The sequence below is a fragment of the Streptomyces sp. NPDC051243 genome (genome assembly GCF_044455405.1).
Classification (GTDB): Bacteria; Actinomycetota; Actinomycetes; order Streptomycetales; family Streptomycetaceae; genus Streptomyces.
The window spans coordinates 25,849-44,964 of sequence record NZ_JBITES010000002.1; the positions used below are offsets into that span (position 1 = coordinate 25,849).

Genomic DNA, 19,116 nt, shown 5'->3' on the forward strand with positions numbered 1-19,116 from the left:
CCTTCACAGCTCTCGCATCACGTTGTGGATCAGTTCTCGGGTCTTGTCGGGGCTCAGCGCCACGCGCTCGATGCGCTCGAAGAGCGTTCGATACTTGTGCAACTGGGCCTCGGCGTCCAGGAACGCGGAGCCATGGGACTGATCGAGTTGGACCGTGTCCAACTGTGGCACCGGACCGTGCGCGTAGTAGATCGACTGTCCCGATCCTGGGTAGGCGCCGACGTCGAAGGTGATGGCGCGCAGGGTGACGTGGTCGCGCTCGCTCATGTCGAGCAGGTGTTGCAGTTGCTGTCGGGCGACCGTAGGGCCGCCGACCTTCATGCGTAGGGCGGCCTCGTGGATGATCGCCGCGTACGGCGTGGGGTGCTCGCGGAAGAGGACGGCCTGCCGCTTGATGCGGAACGAGAGACGGTGCTCGATGTCGGGCGGTGCGAGTTCGATGACCGCTTGGCGGAAGATCTCGAGGGCGTACTCACGGGTCTGGAGCATGCCGGGGATGCGAGCCGTGGTGGTGCTGCGCAAGGACTGGGCGTGGTGCTCCAGTTCGGCGAGGTCGAGAAGTGTGCTGGGGAGCAACTCGCGGTACTCCTCCCACCAACCCCGCTTGCGGTCCGGAGTCATGGACGCGAGCGCGTCTACGAGGGCCTTGTCCGAGCAGTCGTAATGGCGGGCGATCCCGCGCAATCGGTCCGGGCTCACGCCGTGGCGGCCGGCCTCGATGTTGCTGACCTGGTTCTGCTTGATGCCGAGAAGCTCCGCGGCCTGGGTCGAGGTCAGGCCCGCCCGCTCGCGCATCTTGCGGAGCTCGCCACCCAACCGGAGTTGACGCCCTGTTGGGGTGCCTCTCATGGCCACCGTGCTCTCCTTCGGCAGGCAGTGTCACCCACACGTATGAATGTCGAAGCAGTTCAGGCTTCTCGGTCTAACACCTTACAGATTGGCGCTACCTTCGTTTCAAGGCGCCCCACCGCCCAGAAGCGCACCGCTCGACGGACCGGCAAGCCACTGGGCCACAACCATCGGCAACCCGCCAACTCCCCTCAGTGATCGGAGACTTCCATGGCCACCGTATCCCCGTCCTGGGCCTACACCCTCCAACTCCCGCACGATCCACGCGCACCGGGCATCGCCCGCGCCACCCTCCGCACCGTCCTCGCCGCCCACGGCCTCACCGACGTCACCCCCACCGCCGAACTCCTGGCCGCCGAACTCCTCGCCAACGCCCACCGCCACACCGCCGGCCCGTACGCACTCCGCGTCCGCCCGATGGAACCCGGACGCCTCCGAGTCGCCGTATGGGACAACGATCCACGCGTCCCGCCCGGATTCGCAGCGGGCGGCGACCTGCCTGCCGTGCCGCCCGACGACGCCGAGGGCGGCCGAGGACTGCACCTCATTCGCTCGTGTGCGGACTCCGTCGGGGTCTCCGTGCTGCGGGAGCTGGGGGCGTCCAAGGGCGGGAAGTTGTTGTGGGCCGAGTGTCAGTGGGGTGGCCTAACGTGATGGGGTGTGCTCGGAGCGTGAAGGAGGGCGGCTGTGGCGAAGGTCGAGGAACGGCTAAGAGGAGCCGCGGCTCAGGCCGCACAGTACGGTGGATTCGACGCCGAGCGGGATGTCGGACCTCCCACCGACCCCGTAGCCGAGGGCGCCGACAAGGCGGAGGGACGGAGGCAGCGAGCCATGTCCGTGTCACCGGGCGCCTGGCCCCATCTGCGACCTCGCCCGGGCAATCTGCGTGAGATCGCCGAGAAGATCGAGCAAGCGACGGGTCTGCGGGTGCAGATCTTGGGAGGGAAGCTCGTGATGTCCCCGACTCCGCGTGGCAAGCACGCGGGTGCGGTGAAGCGGCTGCGACGTCAGCTTGAGAGTGGGGTTCTGCCTGAGGGCTTGGACGTGTACGAGGTGTCGTCGATCGCTCTGCCGGACGACCCGGAGGACTATGTGACGCCGGATCTGATCGTTCTGCCCACCGACTGGGAAGAGGACGACGACTGGCTCGCCGCCCCGGAGGACGCCGCGCTCGCCGTCGAAGTCATCTCCCAGTCCGAGAAGTCCCGAGAGATCCGGGACAAGGCCGACTGGTACGCCGTCGCCCACGTCCCCGTCCTCCTCGTCATCGACCCCCGGAACGGCACCTGGGCCCTGCACACCCGCCCGGACAACGGCGCCTACCAGGACGTACTCCCCGGCAAGTTCGGAGAATCCGTACCGCTGCCCGAGCCGCTCGACATTGAGATCGACACCGCCGGCTTCCCTCTCTACGGTGCTTCACCGCGCCGGCGGCGAGGGGACGAAGGCGTCGAGAGCGACCTCTGACGCTCCTCTCACCTTCGTGGGCCACAGTGGCCCACGATGAAGCCCACCTCGCGTCCCTCTCGCCTCTCCCTGTACGCCGCCGGCCTCCTCCTCGCCTTCACCTCGGCCTCCGCGGCGCCTGACGTCGGCACAGGTCCCTTCGGCGTGACCGCCGCGGCCCACGCGCGGGGTGCGCGGGTCGGTGCGCTGTTCGCCGCGGACCGTCGCGACCGCCTGCGCGGTGGTCACTTCTGCACCGCGTCCGTCGTGCACAGTCCACACCGGAACCTCATCGTCACCGCCGCCCACTGTCTGGGCGGAAAGCCGCGCGAACTCGTGTTCGTGCCGGGGTACCGGGACGGCGAGGCGCCGTACGGAGTGTGGAAGGTCGGGAGACGGTTCCTGTCGGAGGCGTGGGAGGAGAGGCGGGACGAGGACAGCGACGTGGCGTTCCTGGAGGTGGGGGATCGGGGCGGGGAAGGCGTCGAGGATGTGGTGGGGGGCAATCGGTTCGCCACGGACACGGCCGCCGGGGCCACGGCGGTGACCGTCACCGCCTACCTCAACTCCCGTGAAGAACCGGTCAGTTGCACCAACAGGCCTCGCCTCCTCAGCCATACGCAGCAGCGCATCGAATGTCCCGGGTTGAGCGGCGGGAGCAGCGGGAGTCCCTGGGTCGACGGGGACGGGGCGGTCGTAGGCGTGCTCGGCGGGCATGACAATGGCGGGGCGTCGGCGGATGCGTCGTACAGCGTGGTGCTGGGGGTGCGGGCGGCGGGGCTGTACCAGGAAGCGGAAAGGGGCTCCGCCTTGAACTGATCTCTGTGGCAAGGTCTGTTCGGTGGACGCACTGAAGGATCGGGACCCCGCGCACATAGGCGCGTACACGCTGCTCGCACGGCTCGGGGCGGGCGGTATGGGACAGGTCTATCTGGCGCGGTCGCCGGGTGGGCGGCTGGTCGCCATCAAGGTGATCCGGGACGAGATCACCGACCATCCGGAGGCGCTGGCCCGGTTCCGGCGTGAGGTGGAGACGGTGCGGGCCGTGCGGAGCGCGTATACGGCGAACCTGATCGATGCTTCGTTGGATACGGCGCCGTATTGGCTGGCCACCGAGTATGTGTCGGGGCCGACTCTGAGCAAGGCGGTGGGGGAGCGGGGGGCCTTGCCGGCCGAGACGTGCCGTGGGGTGCTCGCCGCCCTCGCCGAAGGCCTCGCGGCGGTGCACGCGCACGGCGTCACACACCGGGACCTCAAGCCGCAGAACGTCATCCTCGCCGGCCAGGGGCCCCAGCTCATCGACTTCGGGATCGCACGCGGTGCCGGTCAGACGGCCCTCACCGAGGCCGGGTTCGCGCCGGGCACGCCCGGCTTCGCCGCGCCCGAGGTGCTGCTGCGCAACGAGGTCGGTCCGGCCGCGGACGTGTTCGCCCTGGGTGCGACGCTCGCGTACGCGGCGACGGGGCGGGCGCCGTTCGGCATGGGCGAGCCGGCCGGGGTCAGTTACCGGGCCGTGCACGAGCCCGTCGACCTCGTCGGCGTCGAGCCGGAGTTGGCGGCCCTCGTGGAGGCCTGCGTGGCCAAGGATCCGGCGGCCCGGCCGGGACTGGACGAGGTGATCGCCCGGTGCGGGGTGCGGGCGGCGCTCGTCGAGGACCCGTTCTACGCCGGGTTCGCCCAGTTGGCCGAGGCGGTGCCGCAGACGCCGGCGGGCGGGCAGGCGGGGGCCGTGATGCCGGCGCCTCCGGTGCATCCGCCGCTGGGGGTGCATGACATGCCCACGGCTGGGGCGGCGGACGGCTACGGCTATACGCCCACGCAGGTGAACGGGTCGGCTCCGGCCACCGACCGGCGCCGAGTCACGCCCTGGACGGTCGCCCTGGCGGCCGGGGTCGCGGTCAGCGTGGGAGTGGCCTTCGCACTGCTGGCGCCGGACGACGACAAGGACGGTGGTTCCGCCTCACGGGTCATCAAGTCGCCCAGCGCGTCAGCGTCCTCGGCGGCGTCGAAAGGTGCTCCCGCGTATGCGGCAGACAAGATCGACCGTACGCAATGGCTCTCGGACACCGGTGCGTGCCAACTGCCGCCGGAGGAGCGGGCGGGCAATGGCTTCATGGGCTCCGTCAGCGACGCCGAGAACCCGGGCGCCGTGTCGGAGAGGCTCACTGTCGACGGCAAGGTGCGGATCGGGTTCCGCGACAAGAACGCGACCGAGGACGCGGAGCCCTACTACGTCACCATCAGCGTGAAGCCGCCGCACGACATCGACCCGTCCACCGGTAAGCCCGTCGAGGGGCTGCTGGTCGACAACGTCCGGGTGGGCTACACGAGCAAGCCCATCGACCTGTACGGCGGCAGTGCTCCGGGCGACTGGAAGTACGTCACGTACCCGGACGACTTCAAGTCCTGGGCGAGGGCCGAGCCGTCCCCCGCCATCCCCGTGACCAATGACCCCGGCGACTGGACCGTGCAGTTCCATCACATCCGTACGCCTGACGACTACTCGAGCGTCTTCTGTCTTGGCTTCGCGGTGAAATAACGCCACTCTCACCGGAAACGGTCTTGAACAGCGGCGATATGGGGGAGGGTTGAGCCGTGCGAAAAGTATGGGTGGCCGGTGGTGTCGCGGTCGCGCTCGGCCTGAGCTTTGTGATGCTGCTCGTCGTCGGGGTGTACATCGTCGCCGGAAACCTGGTCAACGGCGTCGGCAAGGGCAGCGTCGGACTGGCCAAGGGTTCCGTGCCCGGCGCGTACAAGGCGCTCGTGCAGAAGTGGGGCAACCTCTGCCCCGCCATCAACCCCGCCCTGCTCGCCGCCCAGCTCTACCAGGAGAGCGGCTGGGACCCGGACGTCGTCAGCCACGCCGACGCCCGCGGCATCGCCCAGTTCATCCCGAGCACCTGGGCCACCCACGGCATCGACGGCGACGGCGACGGCGACCGCGACATCTGGGACCCGAACGACGCGATTCCGTCGGCGGCCTCGTACGACTGTGAACTCGCCAAGTACGTCAAGGACGTCCCCGGCGACACCACGAACAACATGCTCGCCGCCTACAACGCGGGCGCGTACCGCGTCATAAAGGCGGGCGGGGTGCCGTCCATCACCGAGACCCAGAACTACGTCACGAGAATCCGCAGCCTGGAGAAGAGCTTCGCCGCCCCCGTCGGCCGAGTCGACCCCACCAAGCAGGCCGCCGGTGCCATCGACTACGCCCAGAAGAAGCTCGGCACCCCCTACCTCTGGGGCGGTGAGGGCACCGCCGCGGACGGTGGGCGGTTCGACTGCTCGGGGTTGACCCAGGCCTCTTACGCGAGTGTCGGGATCTCGTTGCCGCGCGTCGCCAATGATCAGTACAACGCGGGGCCGCATCCGGCCAGGAACGAGTTGCTCCCCGGCGATCTGGTGTTCTTCTCGAAGGACCCCAACAACTCCCGGGCCATCCACCATGTCGGTATTTATGTGGGTGGCGGGTACATGATCGACGCGCCGAGAACGGGTGCTGTGATCCGGTTCGACCCGATCGACACCCCCGAGTACTTCGGGGCCACACGGGTGACCGCGGATGGCGCGAAAGCGCTGCCCACGGCGGTTTAGACGCAGCGTGAACCCACCCCCTGAGCTGCGGCGATGGGTCTCTCTTCGATAACGTCTGCGTGATCATTCAGTGGAGTGTGGAACGTATCAACAGGGGCCGTGCGTTCCTGGTTTCGTAGCCGGATCTACAACCACGGGGGTGGGCGGGACGGCGTACGCAAGATGCGCCGGAGAGACGACGAAGGGGCCGCGGCATCATGGCTGGACTCGCAGAATCCGGGTCGAACCCCGACGTCGAGCTGCTCTTCGACATCAATGGCCTGGCCAAGGACGCGCCGAGCTGGTTCGACCGGGTCATGGAGTACGTCGGTGAGTACGGGCTGCTGCTCGCCCTGATCCTGCTCGTGGTGTGGTGCTGGTGGTCCGTGCGGCGCAAGAGCGCGGAGGACGCCGCCTCGTCCGTGGCCGCACTCGTGTGGGCGCCGCTGGCCGCCGCGGTCGCGGTGCTCGTGAACGTGCCGATACGGGGATTCGTCGAGCGGCCCCGGCCGTTCAAGGATCATCAGGGGCTTGAAGTCCTGGTCAGCGGGAAGACCGACTACTCGTTCGTGAGTGATCACGCGACGATCGCCATGGCCCTGGGGGTCGGGCTGTTCGTCGCGAACCGGAAGTTCGGGATCGCCGGGATCGGGCTGGCTCTTCTCGAAGGGTTCTGCCGGGTCTACATGGGCGTGCACTATCCGACCGATGTCGTGGGCGGGTTCGCTCTCGGTACGGCCGTCGCGCTGCTCCTTTCGCCGCTCGCCATGGCCTTGCTGACGCCCGTCATGTCCGCCGTCGAGCGGTCGCCGAGAGCGGGGTGGCTGATCAAGTCGCGGGGGCGGTCCCGGGCGGGTGGGCAGGACGCGATGATTCCGGGGGCTCGGAAGGAGACGGCCGGGGCCGGCGCTGAGGAGCGGGATCTGGCCGCCTAGGTACGGCCGCTCTGCAGCATCCTGCGGGGCCACAGCGCCTGCGGGGCTACAGCGCCTGCGGGTACGTGAAGAACCTCTCCGGGTCGTACTGCTTCTTCAGCCTCGTCAGGCGTGTCGCCGCGTCCCCGTAGTACGCCTTGCGCCAGTCGCTCAGGGTCGCGTCGGTGTAGTTCTGGTACGCGGCGCCCGAGGCGTACGGCCGCATCGCGTCGTGGGCCTGCTTCAGCCAGGCCTGGGCCTCGGAGCCCGTCGTGCCGGCGCGCCAGGAGGCGATGTACTGCGCCAGGAAGCGTGAGCGGCGGTGCACGAAGGCCGTCGCCGTGGGGGAGACGCGGTTCACGGCGCCGCCGAGGGCCGTGAGGGCGATGCTGCCGGAGCCGCCGCGGACCGACCGCAGCTGCTTCAGCAGGGTCTGGACGCCCGCCGCGGAGAGGGAGCGGTCGAAGAAGTCCGACTTCCCGGTGTATGTCTCGCGGCCCAGTGCGCCCTGCGGGGAGCGGCCGGGCGTTGAGCCGGGGAGGTGGCACTGGGCGTCCGTGGCGAAGGACGAGCAGCCCGCGTACAGCTCCATGGACTCCTCGTAGGAGCGGCGCCTGAGGGCGACGTTGCTCGCGGGGCCGGGGCCGCCGGGGCGGTCGGCCAGGCGGTCGACCGCGTTCTGGAGTTCGCGGTAGGTGCCCAGGGAGAACGCGGCGACGGAGAGGGTGGGGGTGCCGCCGGCGTGGTTCGAGATGCTCAGCGCCGACCAGATCTCGTCGGGCTGCGACGGGCCCCACTCCTGCCACGCCTTGATCAGCGCGGCCGCCTTCGACCAGGGCCAGGTCATGTACGCCGTTACGGCCTGGGGGGCCGGGTGGGTCTTGAAGTGCAGTTCCGTCACGACGCCGAAGTTGCCGTTGCCGGCGCCGCGCAGGGCCCAGAAGAGGTCCTTGTTGGTGGTGGCGTTGGCGGTGAGCTGCTTGCCGTCGGCGGTGATGAGGGTGGCCTGGGTGAGGCTGTCGCAGGTCAGGCCGTAGGCGCGGGAGGTCACGCCGTGGCCGCCGCCGAGGGTGAGGCCGGAGACGCCGACGGTGGGGCAGGAGCCGGCGGGGATGGTGACGCCCTTCGCGGCGAGGGCGCGGTAGACGTCGATGAGCTTGGAGCCGGCGCCGATCACCGCGGTGTTGCCGCTCGCTCGGATGCGGTTGAGCTTGGAGACGTCGATGATCAGGCGGTTGTTGCCGGAGGACCAGCCGGCGTAGGAGTGACCGCCGTTGCGGATGGCGACGTGGAGGTTGTGGGCTCGGGCGTAGGCGAGGGTGGTGCGGATGTCGTCGGGGTGGGCGACGTAGGCGACCGCGGCGGGCTTCAGGGCGTCGAAACGGGTGTTGTAGAGCTGGTGGGCGGACTTCCAGGAGGCGTCGCCGGGGCGGATGAGGGGGCCGTCGAGGTCGCGGGCGAGGGCGGTCCAGTTGGCGGGGGCGGCGGCGGATTTGCTGGTGGCTGTGGTTTGCGTGCGGGTGGCGGTGCCGGCGCCTGTCTCTGCTCCTGAGGTGGAGCCCGTGCTGCCCTTGCACGCGGTTGTTGCCAGGGCGGTGAGGGCTGCTGCGCCGCCGCCGATGAAGGTACGCCGTTCCATGTCGCCTCCTGGGTGGTTCCGTGGAACGAGACGGGGTGGTGGGGGTCGGGGTTCCATGGCGCGGGGCCTTGCGGTGGGGGCGAGCCGGGAGCCTGGGTGCTGCCGCCCCCAGACCCCCGCTTCGGCCCCTGAAGGGCCTCGTCCTCAAACTCCCCCAGAGGGGCACCCCCAGACAGGCCGCAAAGAGCAACCAACGGTTGCACATACCGCCCGGGCGTTCTACAGTGATGTGCAACCAAAGGTTGCGAGAGGAGCGGTGCCGATGGAGTACGGCAGCATCGAGCGGGAGATCTACATCGACGCCACACCCGAGGTGGTCTACGAGGTCGTCAGCAGGCCCGAACACCTGCGGGAGTGGTGGCCGGACGAGGCGGAGCTCGAGCCGGTGCCCGGTGCCACCGGGGTCATCTCGTTCGGTGACGGCACGGCGCCGGATGTGAAGGTCGTGCCGGTCACGGTGGTGGAGGCCGACCCGCCCCGGCGGTTTTCCTTCCGATGGGTGTACGACGAGGGTGAGGCCGCGACCGCGTCCAACTCGCTCCTCGTGACCTTCGACCTGGTCCCCTCGGGTGCGGGCACGCTGCTGCGCTTCTCCGAGGCGGGGTTCCGGGAGAAGGGCTGGGAGGCGGCCGTGCTCGAGGAGGCGTACCGCGAGCACGTCACCGGATGGGACTACTTCCTGCCGCGCCTCGTCACGTACATCGCCAGGCGGGTGTCGACGTCATGAGTGTCACCGTCGACGACGAGCTCTGGTCGGCGGTGGGGGACCCCATCCGGCGCCGGATGCTCGACCTGCTGTTGACCGGAGGCGGCGGGACGGCGACCACGCTCAGCGAGCAGCTGCCGGTGACCCGGCAGGCGGTCGCCAAGCACCTCGGCGTACTCGGCCGGGTCGGGCTGGTCCATGTCACGCCGTCCGGACGCGAGCGTCTCTACCAGGTCGACGAGGCCCAGCTCGCGCGCGCCGTAGCGCAGCTGTCGTCCGTCGGGGCCGCCTGGGACGCCCGGCTCCAGCGCATCAAGCGGATCGCCGAAGCGATCCAGCGCAGCAAGGAGGACTGACCCGCACGAACGAACCGTTGCCAGGCACCGGTTACCAGGCACCACGAGTCAAGAGAGAGCAAGGGAGAGGTACCGAGATGGTGGACATTCTGCACAGGGTCGGAGCCACAGCGGCCCCGGATGACGTCTACGCGGCCCTGACCACGATCGAAGGGCTGTCGGGCTGGTGGACGCAGGACACGGACGGCGATCCGGACGTCGGAGGAGTGATCCGGTTCCGCTTCGAGCCCGGCGGGTTCGACATGAAGGTGCTGGAGGCCCGGCCCGCCGAGCGGGTGAGCTGGGAGGTCGTCGACGGTCCCGAGGAGTGGATCGGTACGCGGATCCGCTTCGAGCTCAAGCGGGAGGGCGATTTCACGATCGTGCTGTTCCGGCATGAGGGCTGGAAGGAGCCGGTGGAGTTCATGTACCACTGCAGCACGAAGTGGGCGACCTTCCTGATGAGCCTCAAGAAGCTGGTCGAAACGGGCAAGGGCGAGCCCGCGCCGCAGGACGTCAAGATCAGCAACTGGCACTGACCGCAACATCCCGCGCGGCCCGCATGCGCCCTGGCCGTCCTGCATCCCTACCCGCCCCCGCCAGGGCTCGCATGCGCCTCAGTACCCTACGTGCGCCTCCGCGTCCGCCCGCGCCAGGCTGCGCGCGCGTCTTGCCGGGCCGTGCCAGCCGCAGGTGCAGCGGGCTGTGCAGAAAGGGCCCTTTTCCACCGTCGTCGTGCGGTGCTCCTCGGGGTCGCGGTGCTTTGTGGGGGACTTCGTTCCATCCTGAGGCGCCACGCCGACAACGTTACCCAAGGCAAGTAAGCGCAACGCCTCCGGGCGGCGTGACGGGGGCACCTACCCGTCGTTAACCGGAACGACAGGGGGCCCGTGACGGACGTACCGGCTGGGGGTAGGCAGGCGATGACGGAGCGGCAGCAGCACAGGCGGAGGCATGGGGCGGGCGTTGCGGCCGGGGTGCTGTGTCTCTGCCTGGCGGGCAGCGGGTGCGCGGAGCGCGGGGCGGCGGCGGAGGACTCGCGCGGGCGGGACGCCGTGGAGCTCGTGCGGCGTGCCGCCGACGCGCTCGTCGGGGCCGGGACTTCCAAGGCCCGTACGTCCATGGAGATGGCCACCGGCGGCACCCGCGTCACCATCCGCGGCGAGGGCGTGTACGACTTCCACAAGCAGCTGGGGCAGTTGAAGGTGCTGCTGCCCCAGGATCCCGCCGGCACGACCGCCCGCCGGCCGATCATGGAGCTCCTCGCCCCCGGGGCGCTGTTCATGAAGAACCGCGGTGCCGGGGTGCCCGCGAACAAATGGGTGCGTGTCGACACGCGCTCGCTCTCGGACGGGAACCTGGTCACCGGTGGCGCCACCGATCCGTTCGCCGCCGCTGAAGTGCTGCGGGGTGCCCGGAGCGCCACCTATGTGGGGGAAGGGAAGGTCGCGGGTACACCCGTGCGCCACTACCGGGGGACCGCCGACCTCGGTGTCGCGGCACAGGAGGCGTCCGACGGCAACAAGGAATCCCTGACGGCGGCGGCGAAAGGGTTCGCCACGGATCAGGTGCCGTTCGACGTGTATCTCGACGACGACGGCCGGATCCGGAAGGTGCGGCATCGGTTCAGCTTCGTCAACGGGCAGCAGAGCGATGCCGTCGCCGTGGCCTCCACGACCTTGCTCTACGACTTCGGGGCCCCCGTCGACGTACGCCTGCCGGACCGCGAGGACATCTACGCGGGCAAGATCGCCGAGGAGTGAGGCCGGCGTATGCCTGCGTGACGGGCGTCAAGAACTAGCCCGTCCGTGCCATGCGCGGTGTGTAGGCCGCTCCCTACTCTAGGAAGTCGGTAACGGCAGAGAAGAGGTGATGCACGTGGCTCCGGTCGGCGGTACGGCAGTTCAGGACCACGTCGCCCTCGCCGAGATCGAGCTGTGCGGAGAGCTGATCATCGCGGCCTCGGCCGCCCGTGAGGACCGGCTGAGCCTGGAGAGCATCGACGAGGTGCTGCGCGTCGCGGAGGAACGGGCCGGCGAGGGGCGGGGTGCCGAGGGCGCGTGAGGCCGTCCTCGCCGGTCGCGGAACTCAGGTCCGCAGCAGCCTGCCGATCGCCTTCGTCGCCTCCTCCACCTTCGCGTCGATCTCCGCACCACCCTTCAGAGCGGCGTCGGCGACGCAGTGCCGGAGGTGCTCCTCCAGCAACTGGAGGGCGAAGGACTGCAGGGCCTTCGTCGACGCGGACACCTGCGTGAGTATGTCGATGCAGTAGACGTCCTCGTCGACCATGCGCTGCAGGCCGCGGATCTGGCCCTCGATACGGCGCAGGCGCTTGAGGTGTTCGTCCTTCTGCTTGTGGTAGCCGTGGATGCCGTGGTCGTGGTCGGTCACCACGGCCCCGGTCTCCTCGGAGGGCGCCGTCGCGCCGGCCTCGGTGGTCGTCATCGCGTCCTCCAGACGTAAACCACTACACATACCCCTACTGGGTATATCGTACCGAACTTTGCTGGGTATAGGGCCTGTGGCCGATGCCGCGAACGGCCGCTGGACTGGACCACTGGGCAGCCCCCGTGCCGACCACCGTGCCTGATGGGCGACACTGGAGGACGGCCCATTAGCCGTGGCCGGATGATGCGCCTAGCATCAGCCTGACCGAACCGACGCTTCTTGAGGACCCTCACGTGCGCTTTCGTCTGACCCCCCGGGAGACGAGCTTCTACGACATGTTCGCCGCATCCGCGGACAACATCGTCACGGGCTCGAAACTCCTGATGGAACTGCTCGGGGCGGACAACGCCGGCCGGGCCGAGATCGCAGAGCGTATGCGGGCCGCGGAACACGCAGGTGACGACGCCACACACGCGATCTTCCACCAGCTGAACTCCTCGTTCATCACGCCGTTCGACCGCGAGGACATCTACTCCCTCGCATCGTCCCTCGACGACATCATGGACTTCATGGAGGAGGCCGTCGACCTGGTCGTCCTCTACAACGTCGAGGAACTGCCCAAGGGCGTCGAGCAGCAGATCGAGGTGCTGGCGCGTGCGGCCGAGCTGACGGCCGAGGCGATGCCCAACCTGCGCACGATGGACAACCTCACCGAGTACTGGATCGAGGTCAACCGGCTCGAGAACCAGGCCGACCAGATACATCGCAAGCTCCTCGCGCACCTCTTCAACGGCAAGTACGACGCGATCGAGGTCCTCAAGCTCAAGCAGATCGTCGATGTGCTGGAGGAAGCGGCGGACGCCTTCGAGCACGTGGCGAACACGGTGGAGACCATCGCCGTCAAGGAGTCCTGAGACCCGCCCATGGACACCTTCGCGCTGGTCGTGACCATCCTGGTCGCGCTCTTCTTCACGTACACCAACGGCTTCCACGACTCGGCGAACGCGATCGCCACGTCCGTGTCGACGCGGGCGCTGACACCGCGGGCCGCGCTGCTGATGGCCGCGGTGATGAATCTCGGCGGCGCCTTCCTGGGGTCCGGCGTCGCCAAGACCGTCAGTGAGGGCCTGATCCAGACACCCGAGGGGTCGAAGGGGATGGGCATCCTCTTCGCGGCGCTGGTGGGCGCGATCACGTGGAACCTGATCACGTGGTACTTCGGTCTGCCGTCCTCGTCCTCCCACGCCCTGTTCGGCGGCATGGTCGGAGCCGCGCTGGCCGGCGGGACGACGGTGTACTGGGACGGGGTCCTGGAGAAGATCGTCATCCCCATGTTCGTGTCACCGCTGGTCGGCCTGTGCGCGGGCTATCTGGTCATGACGGCGATCATGTGGATCTTCCGGCGCGCCAATCCGCACAAGGCCAAGCGGGGGTTCCGTATCGCGCAGACCGTGTCGGCGGCCGGGATGGCGCTCGGTCATGGTCTGCAGGACGCGCAGAAGACCATGGGCATCGTGGTGATGGCGCTGGTCATCGCCGATGTCGAGGACTACGGCGATCCCATCCCGGTGTGGGTGAAGATCGTGTGCGCCGTGATGCTGTCGCTGGGGACGTACGCCGGTGGGTGGCGGATCATGCGGACGCTGGGCCGGAAGATCATCGAGCTGGATCCGCCGCAGGGGTTCGCCGCGGAGACGACCGGGGCGTCGATCATGTTCACTACGGCGTTTCTGTTCAAGGCGCCGATTTCCACCACGCATGTCATCACCTCCGCGATCATGGGCGTCGGTGCGACGAAGCGGGTGAACGCGGTGCGGTGGGGTGTGGCGAAGAACATCGTGCTGGGCTGGTTCATCACGATGCCGGCGGCGGCGTTGGTGGCGGCGGCCGCGTTCGGGGTTGTGCATCTGGCGTTTCTCTAGGGGCGCCCGGCGTTGTGGCTGGGCGGGGGTGGCCGCGCGGCCCGGCGCCGACGGGGTGCCTCCCGACGGGGTGCCTCCCCCAAGCTCTTCGAGCAGGGGGTACCCCCAGCGCCCACCCGTGCCGCCCATGGGGGTAACTCCCAGGCCCTTTGGGCACTGGGGGAGGCACGACTGCCCGCAGGCTGGGTGGGCCTGCAGTCGCCGTACGGCCCCGACCCACCCACCGCCCCCCAGGCGCTACGCAAACCCCCACCGGACAGCAACGGGCCGCCGCAGGCCCCCCGCGCAACCGCCGGAGGCACCACGCAGACGGGCCCGCCCCCCGGGAGCCAGGGGGCGGGCCCTTTATCTGCCTCGCGGTGGCACCGCCATGCAGCACCGCGAGGGGTCCGTGTCGCCGGGCGTCGGCTCAGCCGAAGCGGCCGGAGATGTAGTCCTCCGTCGCCTGGACCGACGGGTTGGAGAAGATGCGCTCCGTGTCGTCGATCTCGATCAGCTTGCCGGGCTGCCCGACGGCCGCCAGGTTGAAGAAGGCGGTGCGGTCGGAGACGCGCGCGGCCTGCTGCATGTTGTGCGTCACGATGACGATCGTGAAGCGCTCCTTCAGCTCGCCGATCAGGTCCTCGATCGCCAGGGTCGAGATCGGGTCCAGGGCCGAGCAGGGCTCGTCCATGAGCAGGACCTTCGGCTCCACGGCTATCGCGCGGGCGATGCACAGACGCTGCTGCTGACCACCGGACAGCCCCGAGCCGGGCTTGTTCAGGCGGTCCTTGACCTCGTTCCAGAGGTTCGCGCCCTTGAGGGACTTCTCGACGATGTCCTGCAGCTCGCTCTTCTTGTAGCTGCCGTTCAGGCGCAGCCCCGCCGCCACGTTGTCGAAGATCGACATCGTGGGGAACGGGTTCGGGCGCTGGAACACCATGCCGACCTCGCGGCGGACCGACACCGGGTCGATGCCGGCGCCGTACAGGTCCTCGTCGTCCAGGAGGACCTTGCCCTCCACGCGCCCGCCCGGAGTCACCTCGTGCATACGGTTCAGCGTGCGCAGGAACGTCGACTTGCCGCAGCCGGAGGGGCCGATGAAGGCCGTCACCGAGCGGGGCTCGACCGTCATCGAGATGTCTTCGATCGCCTTGTGGGAGCCGTAGTAGGCGGTGAGCCCGCTTACGTCGATTCGCTTGGCCATGACTACTTCACTTCCAGATCTTCGTCGGTCGCTGTGTGGCCGCGTCAGCGACCGGTCTTAGGGGCCTTCCAGCGGGCGATGCCGCGGGCCACCAGGTTGAGGATCATCACGAAGGCGATCAGCGTGAGCGACGCCGCCCAGGCTCGGTCGAACGCCGCTTCCGAACCCGCGCTGTTCTGGTACTGCTGGTAGATGTACAGCGGCAGCGAGGACTGCGCACCCTCGAAGGGGTTGGCGTTGATGAACGAGTTGCCGAACACCAGCAGCAGAACCGGAGCGGTCTCACCGGTGATACGGGCGACCGCCAGCATGATGCCGGTCGTGATGCCGCCGATGGAGGTCGGCACGACCACCTTCAGGATCGTGCGCCACTTCGGGACGCCGAGCGCCAGGGAGGCCTCGCGCAGCTCGTTCGGGACGAGCTTGAGCATCTCCTCCGTGGAGCGCACGACCACCGGCATCATCAGGATCGCCAGGGCCAGCGAGCCGGCGAAGCCGAAGGGCTGCATGTCCAGCATCAGCATGATGCTGAGGATGAACAGACCCGCGACGATCGACGGGATGCCGGTCATGACGTCGACGAAGAAGGTGATGGCCTGGGCGAGCTTCCCGCGGCCGTACTCCACCAGGTAGATCGCGGTGAGCACACCGACGGGCGCGGCGATCAGGGTGGCGAGGCCGACCTGCTCCAGGGTGCCGAGGATGGCGTGGTAGATACCGCCGCCCGGCTCGGAGTCGGCGACCACACCCATGGAGTGGGTCAGGAAGTAGACGTCGAGGACCTTGATGCCGCGCACCACGGTCGACCAGACCAGGGAGGCCAGCGGGACGACGGCGAGCAGGAAGGCGACCCAGACCAGCGAGGTCGCGATGCGGTCCTTGGCCTGGCGGGAACCCTCGACGCGGGCGGCGATGCCGTACGTGCCGACGAGGAAGAGGAGACCGGCGATCAGGCCGATCTGGATCCGGCTGTCGAGGCCGGCGCCCAGGCCGATGCCGACCGCGACGGCGACGGAGCCGGCGGCGATGGCGAACGGGGACCACTTGGGCAGACGGGCGCCGCGCAGGGTGCTGGGGCGCTTGTCGGCGATGGTGGCGTGGCTCATGCGTTGGCCCCCGAGTACTCCTTGCGGCGGGCGATGATCGCGCGGGCCGCGCCGTTGACCAGCAGGGTGATGACGAACAGGACCAGACCGGAGGCGATCAGCGCGTCACGGCCGAACTCGGACGCCTCACCGAACTTGCTGGCGATGTTCTGGGCGAAGGTTCCGCCGCCGGGGTTGAGCAGGCTGGCGTGGATGTCGAAGTCGGGGGAGAGCACCGTGGCCACGGCCATCGTCTCGCCGAGGGCGCGGCCGAGGCCGAGCATCGAGGCGGAGATGACGCCGGAGCGGCCGAAGGGGAGGACCGCCATGCGGATGACCTCCCAGCGGGTGGCGCCGAGCGCCAGGGCCGCCTCCTCGTGCATCTGCGGGACCTGGCGGAAGACCTCGCGGCTCACGTTGGTGATGATCGGCAGGATCATGATCGCGAGCAGGATGCCGACCGTCAGCATCGAGCGGGCGGGACCTTCTTCCCAGGAGAAGATGCCGGTCCAGCCGAAGTAGTCGTTCAGCCAGTGGAAGAGGCCGTCCATCTGCGGTACGAGGATCAGCGCGCCCCACAGGCCGTACACGATGGACGGCACGGCGGCGAGCAGGTCGATCACGTACGCGATGGGGCCGCCGAGCTTGCGCGGGGCGTAGTGCGTGAGGAACAGCGCGATGGCGACGGCGATCGGGACCGCGATGGCCATGGCGATGATCGAGGACACGATCGTGCCGTAGGCGAGGACGGCGATGCCGAAGACCGGCGGGACGGTGCCGGTGTTCCACTCGAAGGTGGTGAGGAAGTTGCCCTCGTCCTTGCTGATGGCAAGGGTCGCGCGGTAGGTGAGGAAGACCGCGATGGCGGCCATGATCACCAGCAGGAAAATGCCGGAACCCCGGGACAGACCGAGGAAGATCCGGTCACCGGGTCGGGTGGCGCCACGGGCCGCGCGCTTCTGCTCGGCCGGGGAGGGCTCTGGAGTTGGGGGTGCTTGTGTGTTCTGTGTCGATATGTCCATCGGGTTCTCCGGTCTGCGGAGCCACACGCGGGTCTACGGCGGCTCGGAGGAGCCGTATGGGACACACGGCTCCGGGCGGCGGTGCACCGGACGGTGCGGTCCGGTCCGGGTTCTCGACGCCCGGACCGGACCGCACTCAGGTCAGCTCAGGCCCTCGATGGTGGTACGGACCTCGGAGATGATCTCCTCGGGCATCGGGGCGTAGTCGTTCTCGGCGAGGACCTTCTGGCCGTCCTCGGAGGCGATGTAGCGCAGGAACGCCTTGGTCGCGGGCAGGGTCTCGGCCTTGTTGCCCTTGTCGCAGACGATCTCGTACGTCACCAGGGTGATCGGGTAGGCGCCCTCGGCCTTGGTGGCGTAGTCGAGCTCGAGCGCCATGTCCTTGCCCTCGCCGACGCGCTTGGCGGCGGCGACCATCTTGGAGGCGTTCTCCGTGGTGGCCTCGACCGGGGCCGCGGCGCCGGTGTTGATCTGGGCCGCCTTGATGGCGTCCTTGGCGTAGGACAGCTCCATGTAGCTGATGGCGCCGGAGGTCTGCTTGACCTGCGCGGCCACACCGGTGGAGCCCGAGGCGGACTGGCCGCCCTTGGCCTGCCAGGCCTTGCCGCCCTCGTACGGCCAGTCGGCCTTGGCGGTGGCGATCAGGTACTTGGTGAAGTTGTCCGTGGTGCCGGACTCGTCCGAGCGGTGGAAGGCCTGGATCTTCAGGTCGGGAAGCTTCGCGTCGGGGTTCAGCTTCGCGATCGCCGGGTCGTTCCAGTTCTTGATCTTGTCGTTGAAGATCTGGGCGATGGTCTTCGCGTCCAGGACGAGCTTGTCGACGCCCGGGACGTTGTAACCGACCGCGATCGGGCCGCCGACCATCGGGAGGTCGATGCCCTGGCCGCCCTTGCAGACCTGCTTGGAGGCGGTGATCTCCTCCTCGTCCAGCGCGGAGTCGGAGCCGGCGAAGGCGACCTGGCCCTGCGTGAACGCGGTGACGCCGGCGCCGGAGCCGCCGCCCTTGTAGTTGATCTGGATGTTCTTGCACGCGGCCGTGAACTGCTTGACCCAGGCGTCGATGGCGTTCTTCTGCGCGGAGGAGCCGTCGGCGAGCAGCTGGCCCGAGGCGTCGTCGCACTTGATGTTGCTGGCGTCGGCGGTGGCGGTGGTGTTGCCGCCGCCGTTGCTGCCGGTGTCGTCGGAGCCGCACGCCGTCAGGGCCAGGGCGCCGGAGACGGCAAAGGCGCCGAGAGCAAGTGCCCGCCGGTTCTTGCGCTGAAGCTTCACTTGAGGGAGTTCCTTCCAGGAGCCGCCGTCCTGAATCGGCGGCGTGCGAAGACTGTTGATGCGGACACGTCCCCCGGGGCGCGGTCCGTCATCGTGCAGGGCCGAAATTAGGCAGATCAGGTGAAGCCGCCGATGGCCGTAAATGAACGGGGGGTGAACCCCTGGGGACGGTGCGGTGAGGTAACGGAACGCTCACGTTGGGGACACGGCGGGATACCAACCGCAACCGTTCTGGTCCGGGCACTCTGCGTAGTGGCGCGCTTCCTGCCCGGGAACTGGAGGGGCTGTTTCCGGACACGGGTTCGACCCTTCTCCGCTAGCTCATGTGCAGGGAGTTGAGGAGGGCGTCGACCAGGGTGCGGTCCCGGGGCTGGGTCAGCCGGGCCCGGGCCGCCGTCGGGGAGAGCCACAGCAGACGGTCCACCTCGGTGTTCGGGGTGAACGTGCCGGGGCCCGCCTCGGCGGCCCAGTAACGGACCTGCTTGGGCCGGCCGTTCGCCAGGTACCGCATCGTCGGCAGTTCGGCGCCCGGCTGAGCGGTGTGGCCGGTCTCCTCGGCCACCTCGCGCAGGGCACCGGCGAGGGGGTCCTCGTCGCGCTTCAGTTTGCCCTTCGGGTGGGACCAGTCGTCGTACTTCGGTCGGTGGACCAGGCATATCTCCAGCTCACCGTCTACCGGCGAACGGCGCCACAGGACGCAGCCGGCCGCGTGGACGGTGAGGTCCTTCGCGTCAGTCACCGGGGGTGTGCCTCCTTCGGGGGCTGGGGTGCCTGGGGTG

The 19,116-nt window shown here is 68.9% G+C and carries 22 protein-coding genes; 13 read left to right on the plus strand and 9 right to left on the minus strand.

Annotated features, from left to right (window positions below):
• Positions 1 to 3: 3 nt before the first annotated feature.
• Positions 4 to 849 (minus strand): helix-turn-helix domain-containing protein, encoded by an 846-nt coding sequence (locus ACIBAG_RS03835; protein WP_399100643.1) that lies wholly within the window; start codon positions 847 to 849, stop codon positions 4 to 6.
• A gap of 210 nt (positions 850 to 1,059) precedes the next feature.
• Here ACIBAG_RS03835 and ACIBAG_RS03840 point away from each other — a divergent pair, with 210 nt between their 5' ends.
• From ACIBAG_RS03840 to ACIBAG_RS03865, 6 genes are all read left to right on the plus strand, one after another.
• Positions 1,060 to 1,503, plus strand: a complete 444-nt coding sequence (locus tag ACIBAG_RS03840; protein WP_399100645.1) for an ATP-binding protein — start codon at positions 1,060 to 1,062, stop codon at positions 1,501 to 1,503.
• 177 nt (positions 1,504 to 1,680) lie between these two features.
• Positions 1,681 to 2,316, plus strand: coding sequence for a Uma2 family endonuclease (locus tag ACIBAG_RS03845; protein ID WP_399100647.1), 636 nt, complete (start codon positions 1,681 to 1,683; stop codon positions 2,314 to 2,316).
• 36 nt (positions 2,317 to 2,352) lie between these two features.
• Positions 2,353 to 3,114: a trypsin-like peptidase domain-containing protein gene (locus tag ACIBAG_RS03850; protein WP_399100649.1), complete on the plus strand. Its 762-nt coding sequence runs from the start codon at positions 2,353 to 2,355 to the stop codon at positions 3,112 to 3,114.
• A 22-nt stretch (positions 3,115 to 3,136) separates the two neighbouring features.
• Positions 3,137 to 4,834, plus strand: a complete 1,698-nt coding sequence (locus tag ACIBAG_RS03855; protein WP_399100652.1) for a serine/threonine-protein kinase — start codon at positions 3,137 to 3,139, stop codon at positions 4,832 to 4,834.
• Positions 4,835 to 4,947: 113 nt separating this feature from the next.
• A complete protein-coding gene (locus ACIBAG_RS03860) occupies positions 4,948 to 5,892 on the plus strand; it encodes an NlpC/P60 family protein (RefSeq protein ID WP_399101915.1) in 945 nt (314 codons plus the stop codon).
• Positions 5,893 to 6,089: 197 nt separating this feature from the next.
• Positions 6,090 to 6,806, plus strand: coding sequence for a phosphatase PAP2 family protein (locus tag ACIBAG_RS03865; protein ID WP_399100654.1), 717 nt, complete (start codon positions 6,090 to 6,092; stop codon positions 6,804 to 6,806).
• A 46-nt stretch (positions 6,807 to 6,852) separates the two neighbouring features.
• Here ACIBAG_RS03865 and ACIBAG_RS03870 read toward each other — a convergent pair whose 3' ends face one another.
• On the minus strand, positions 6,853 to 8,424 hold the full coding sequence (locus ACIBAG_RS03870) for an FAD-binding oxidoreductase (protein ID WP_399100656.1): 1,572 nt from the start codon (positions 8,422 to 8,424) through the stop codon (positions 6,853 to 6,855).
• A 262-nt stretch (positions 8,425 to 8,686) separates the two neighbouring features.
• On the opposite strand from ACIBAG_RS03870, the gene ACIBAG_RS03875 reads away from it, so the two are divergent.
• From ACIBAG_RS03875 to ACIBAG_RS03885, 3 genes are all read left to right on the plus strand, one after another.
• On the plus strand, positions 8,687 to 9,151 hold the full coding sequence (locus ACIBAG_RS03875; protein ID WP_399100658.1) for an SRPBCC domain-containing protein: 465 nt from the start codon (positions 8,687 to 8,689) through the stop codon (positions 9,149 to 9,151).
• Entirely contained in the window at positions 9,148 to 9,486 is a 339-nt protein-coding gene (locus ACIBAG_RS03880; protein ID WP_399100660.1) for an ArsR/SmtB family transcription factor, read from the plus strand. Before ACIBAG_RS03875 ends, ACIBAG_RS03880 begins: the two co-directional genes overlap by 4 nt.
• Positions 9,487 to 9,563: 77 nt before the next feature.
• Positions 9,564 to 10,004 carry an SRPBCC domain-containing protein gene (locus tag ACIBAG_RS03885; RefSeq protein WP_399100662.1) on the plus strand — a complete coding sequence of 147 codons (441 nt, stop codon included), beginning with the start codon at positions 9,564 to 9,566 and terminating at the stop codon, positions 10,002 to 10,004.
• A 78-nt stretch (positions 10,005 to 10,082) separates the two neighbouring features.
• Here ACIBAG_RS03885 and ACIBAG_RS03890 read toward each other — a convergent pair whose 3' ends face one another.
• Complete coding sequence (locus ACIBAG_RS03890) at positions 10,083 to 10,262, minus strand: hypothetical protein (RefSeq protein ID WP_399100664.1); 180 nt, start codon at positions 10,260 to 10,262, stop codon at positions 10,083 to 10,085.
• 126 nt (positions 10,263 to 10,388) lie between these two features.
• Here ACIBAG_RS03890 and ACIBAG_RS03895 point away from each other — a divergent pair, with 126 nt between their 5' ends.
• Positions 10,389 to 11,228, plus strand: coding sequence for a hypothetical protein (locus tag ACIBAG_RS03895; protein WP_399100666.1), 840 nt, complete (start codon positions 10,389 to 10,391; stop codon positions 11,226 to 11,228).
• Between the two features lie 109 nt (positions 11,229 to 11,337).
• On the plus strand, positions 11,338 to 11,529 hold the full coding sequence (locus ACIBAG_RS03900; protein WP_399100668.1) for a hypothetical protein: 192 nt from the start codon (positions 11,338 to 11,340) through the stop codon (positions 11,527 to 11,529).
• A 24-nt stretch (positions 11,530 to 11,553) separates the two neighbouring features.
• Here the strand turns inward: ACIBAG_RS03900 and ACIBAG_RS03905 are convergent, their stop codons facing one another.
• Positions 11,554 to 11,910 carry a metal-sensitive transcriptional regulator gene (locus tag ACIBAG_RS03905; protein ID WP_399100670.1) on the minus strand — a complete coding sequence of 119 codons (357 nt, stop codon included), beginning with the start codon at positions 11,908 to 11,910 and terminating at the stop codon, positions 11,554 to 11,556.
• Between the two features lie 236 nt (positions 11,911 to 12,146).
• On the opposite strand from ACIBAG_RS03905, the gene ACIBAG_RS03910 reads away from it, so the two are divergent.
• Both ACIBAG_RS03910 and ACIBAG_RS03915 read left to right on the plus strand, forming a co-directional pair.
• Positions 12,147 to 12,767: a DUF47 domain-containing protein gene (locus ACIBAG_RS03910; protein WP_031479208.1), complete on the plus strand. Its 621-nt coding sequence runs from the start codon at positions 12,147 to 12,149 to the stop codon at positions 12,765 to 12,767.
• 9 nt (positions 12,768 to 12,776) lie between these two features.
• On the plus strand, positions 12,777 to 13,775 hold the full coding sequence (locus ACIBAG_RS03915; RefSeq protein WP_399100672.1) for an anion permease: 999 nt from the start codon (positions 12,777 to 12,779) through the stop codon (positions 13,773 to 13,775).
• A 409-nt stretch (positions 13,776 to 14,184) separates the two neighbouring features.
• Here the strand turns inward: ACIBAG_RS03915 and pstB are convergent, their stop codons facing one another.
• From pstB to ACIBAG_RS03940, 5 genes are all read right to left on the minus strand, one after another.
• Positions 14,185 to 14,961, minus strand: coding sequence for a phosphate ABC transporter ATP-binding protein PstB (pstB, locus tag ACIBAG_RS03920; protein ID WP_399100674.1), 777 nt, complete (start codon positions 14,959 to 14,961; stop codon positions 14,185 to 14,187).
• Positions 14,962 to 15,005: 44 nt separating this feature from the next.
• Complete coding sequence (gene pstA, locus ACIBAG_RS03925; RefSeq protein WP_399100676.1) at positions 15,006 to 16,067, minus strand: phosphate ABC transporter permease PstA; 1,062 nt, start codon at positions 16,065 to 16,067, stop codon at positions 15,006 to 15,008.
• Positions 16,064 to 17,068, minus strand: coding sequence for a phosphate ABC transporter permease subunit PstC (pstC, locus tag ACIBAG_RS03930; RefSeq protein ID WP_399100678.1), 1,005 nt, complete (start codon positions 17,066 to 17,068; stop codon positions 16,064 to 16,066). Before pstC ends, pstA begins: the two co-directional genes overlap by 4 nt.
• 141 nt (positions 17,069 to 17,209) lie before the next feature.
• A complete protein-coding gene (gene pstS, locus ACIBAG_RS03935) occupies positions 17,210 to 18,337 on the minus strand; it encodes a phosphate ABC transporter substrate-binding protein PstS (RefSeq protein WP_399100680.1) in 1,128 nt (375 codons plus the stop codon).
• Positions 18,338 to 18,653: 316 nt separating this feature from the next.
• Entirely contained in the window at positions 18,654 to 19,076 is a 423-nt protein-coding gene (locus ACIBAG_RS03940; RefSeq protein WP_399100682.1) for an NUDIX hydrolase, read from the minus strand.
• Positions 19,077 to 19,116: the final 40 nt, after the last annotated feature.

Bases quoted from the DNA above. Each gene is read 5' to 3' on its own strand.
- ACIBAG_RS03835 (WP_399100643.1), bottom strand. From the start codon at position 849: ATGAGAGGCACCCCAACAGGGCGTCAACTCCGGTTGGGTGGCGAGCTC.
- ACIBAG_RS03840 (WP_399100645.1), top strand. From the start codon at position 1,060: ATGGCCACCGTATCCCCGTCCTGGGCCTACACCCTCCAACTCCCGCAC.
- ACIBAG_RS03845 (WP_399100647.1), top strand. From the start codon at position 1,681: ATGTCCGTGTCACCGGGCGCCTGGCCCCATCTGCGACCTCGCCCGGGC.
- ACIBAG_RS03850 (WP_399100649.1), top strand. From the start codon at position 2,353: ATGAAGCCCACCTCGCGTCCCTCTCGCCTCTCCCTGTACGCCGCCGGC.
- ACIBAG_RS03860 (WP_399101915.1), top strand. From the start codon at position 4,948: ATGCTGCTCGTCGTCGGGGTGTACATCGTCGCCGGAAACCTGGTCAAC.
- ACIBAG_RS03865 (WP_399100654.1), top strand. From the start codon at position 6,090: ATGGCTGGACTCGCAGAATCCGGGTCGAACCCCGACGTCGAGCTGCTC.
- ACIBAG_RS03870 (WP_399100656.1), bottom strand. From the start codon at position 8,424: ATGGAACGGCGTACCTTCATCGGCGGCGGCGCAGCAGCCCTCACCGCC.
- ACIBAG_RS03875 (WP_399100658.1), top strand. From the start codon at position 8,687: ATGGAGTACGGCAGCATCGAGCGGGAGATCTACATCGACGCCACACCC.
- ACIBAG_RS03880 (WP_399100660.1), top strand. From the start codon at position 9,148: ATGAGTGTCACCGTCGACGACGAGCTCTGGTCGGCGGTGGGGGACCCC.
- ACIBAG_RS03885 (WP_399100662.1), top strand. From the start codon at position 9,564: ATGGTGGACATTCTGCACAGGGTCGGAGCCACAGCGGCCCCGGATGAC.
- ACIBAG_RS03895 (WP_399100666.1), top strand. From the start codon at position 10,389: ATGACGGAGCGGCAGCAGCACAGGCGGAGGCATGGGGCGGGCGTTGCG.
- ACIBAG_RS03900 (WP_399100668.1), top strand. From the start codon at position 11,338: ATGCACGTGGCTCCGGTCGGCGGTACGGCAGTTCAGGACCACGTCGCC.
- ACIBAG_RS03905 (WP_399100670.1), bottom strand. From the start codon at position 11,910: ATGACGACCACCGAGGCCGGCGCGACGGCGCCCTCCGAGGAGACCGGG.
- ACIBAG_RS03915 (WP_399100672.1), top strand. From the start codon at position 12,777: ATGGACACCTTCGCGCTGGTCGTGACCATCCTGGTCGCGCTCTTCTTC.
- pstB (WP_399100674.1), bottom strand. From the start codon at position 14,961: ATGGCCAAGCGAATCGACGTAAGCGGGCTCACCGCCTACTACGGCTCC.
- pstA (WP_399100676.1), bottom strand. From the start codon at position 16,067: ATGAGCCACGCCACCATCGCCGACAAGCGCCCCAGCACCCTGCGCGGC.
- pstC (WP_399100678.1), bottom strand. From the start codon at position 17,068: ATGGACATATCGACACAGAACACACAAGCACCCCCAACTCCAGAGCCC.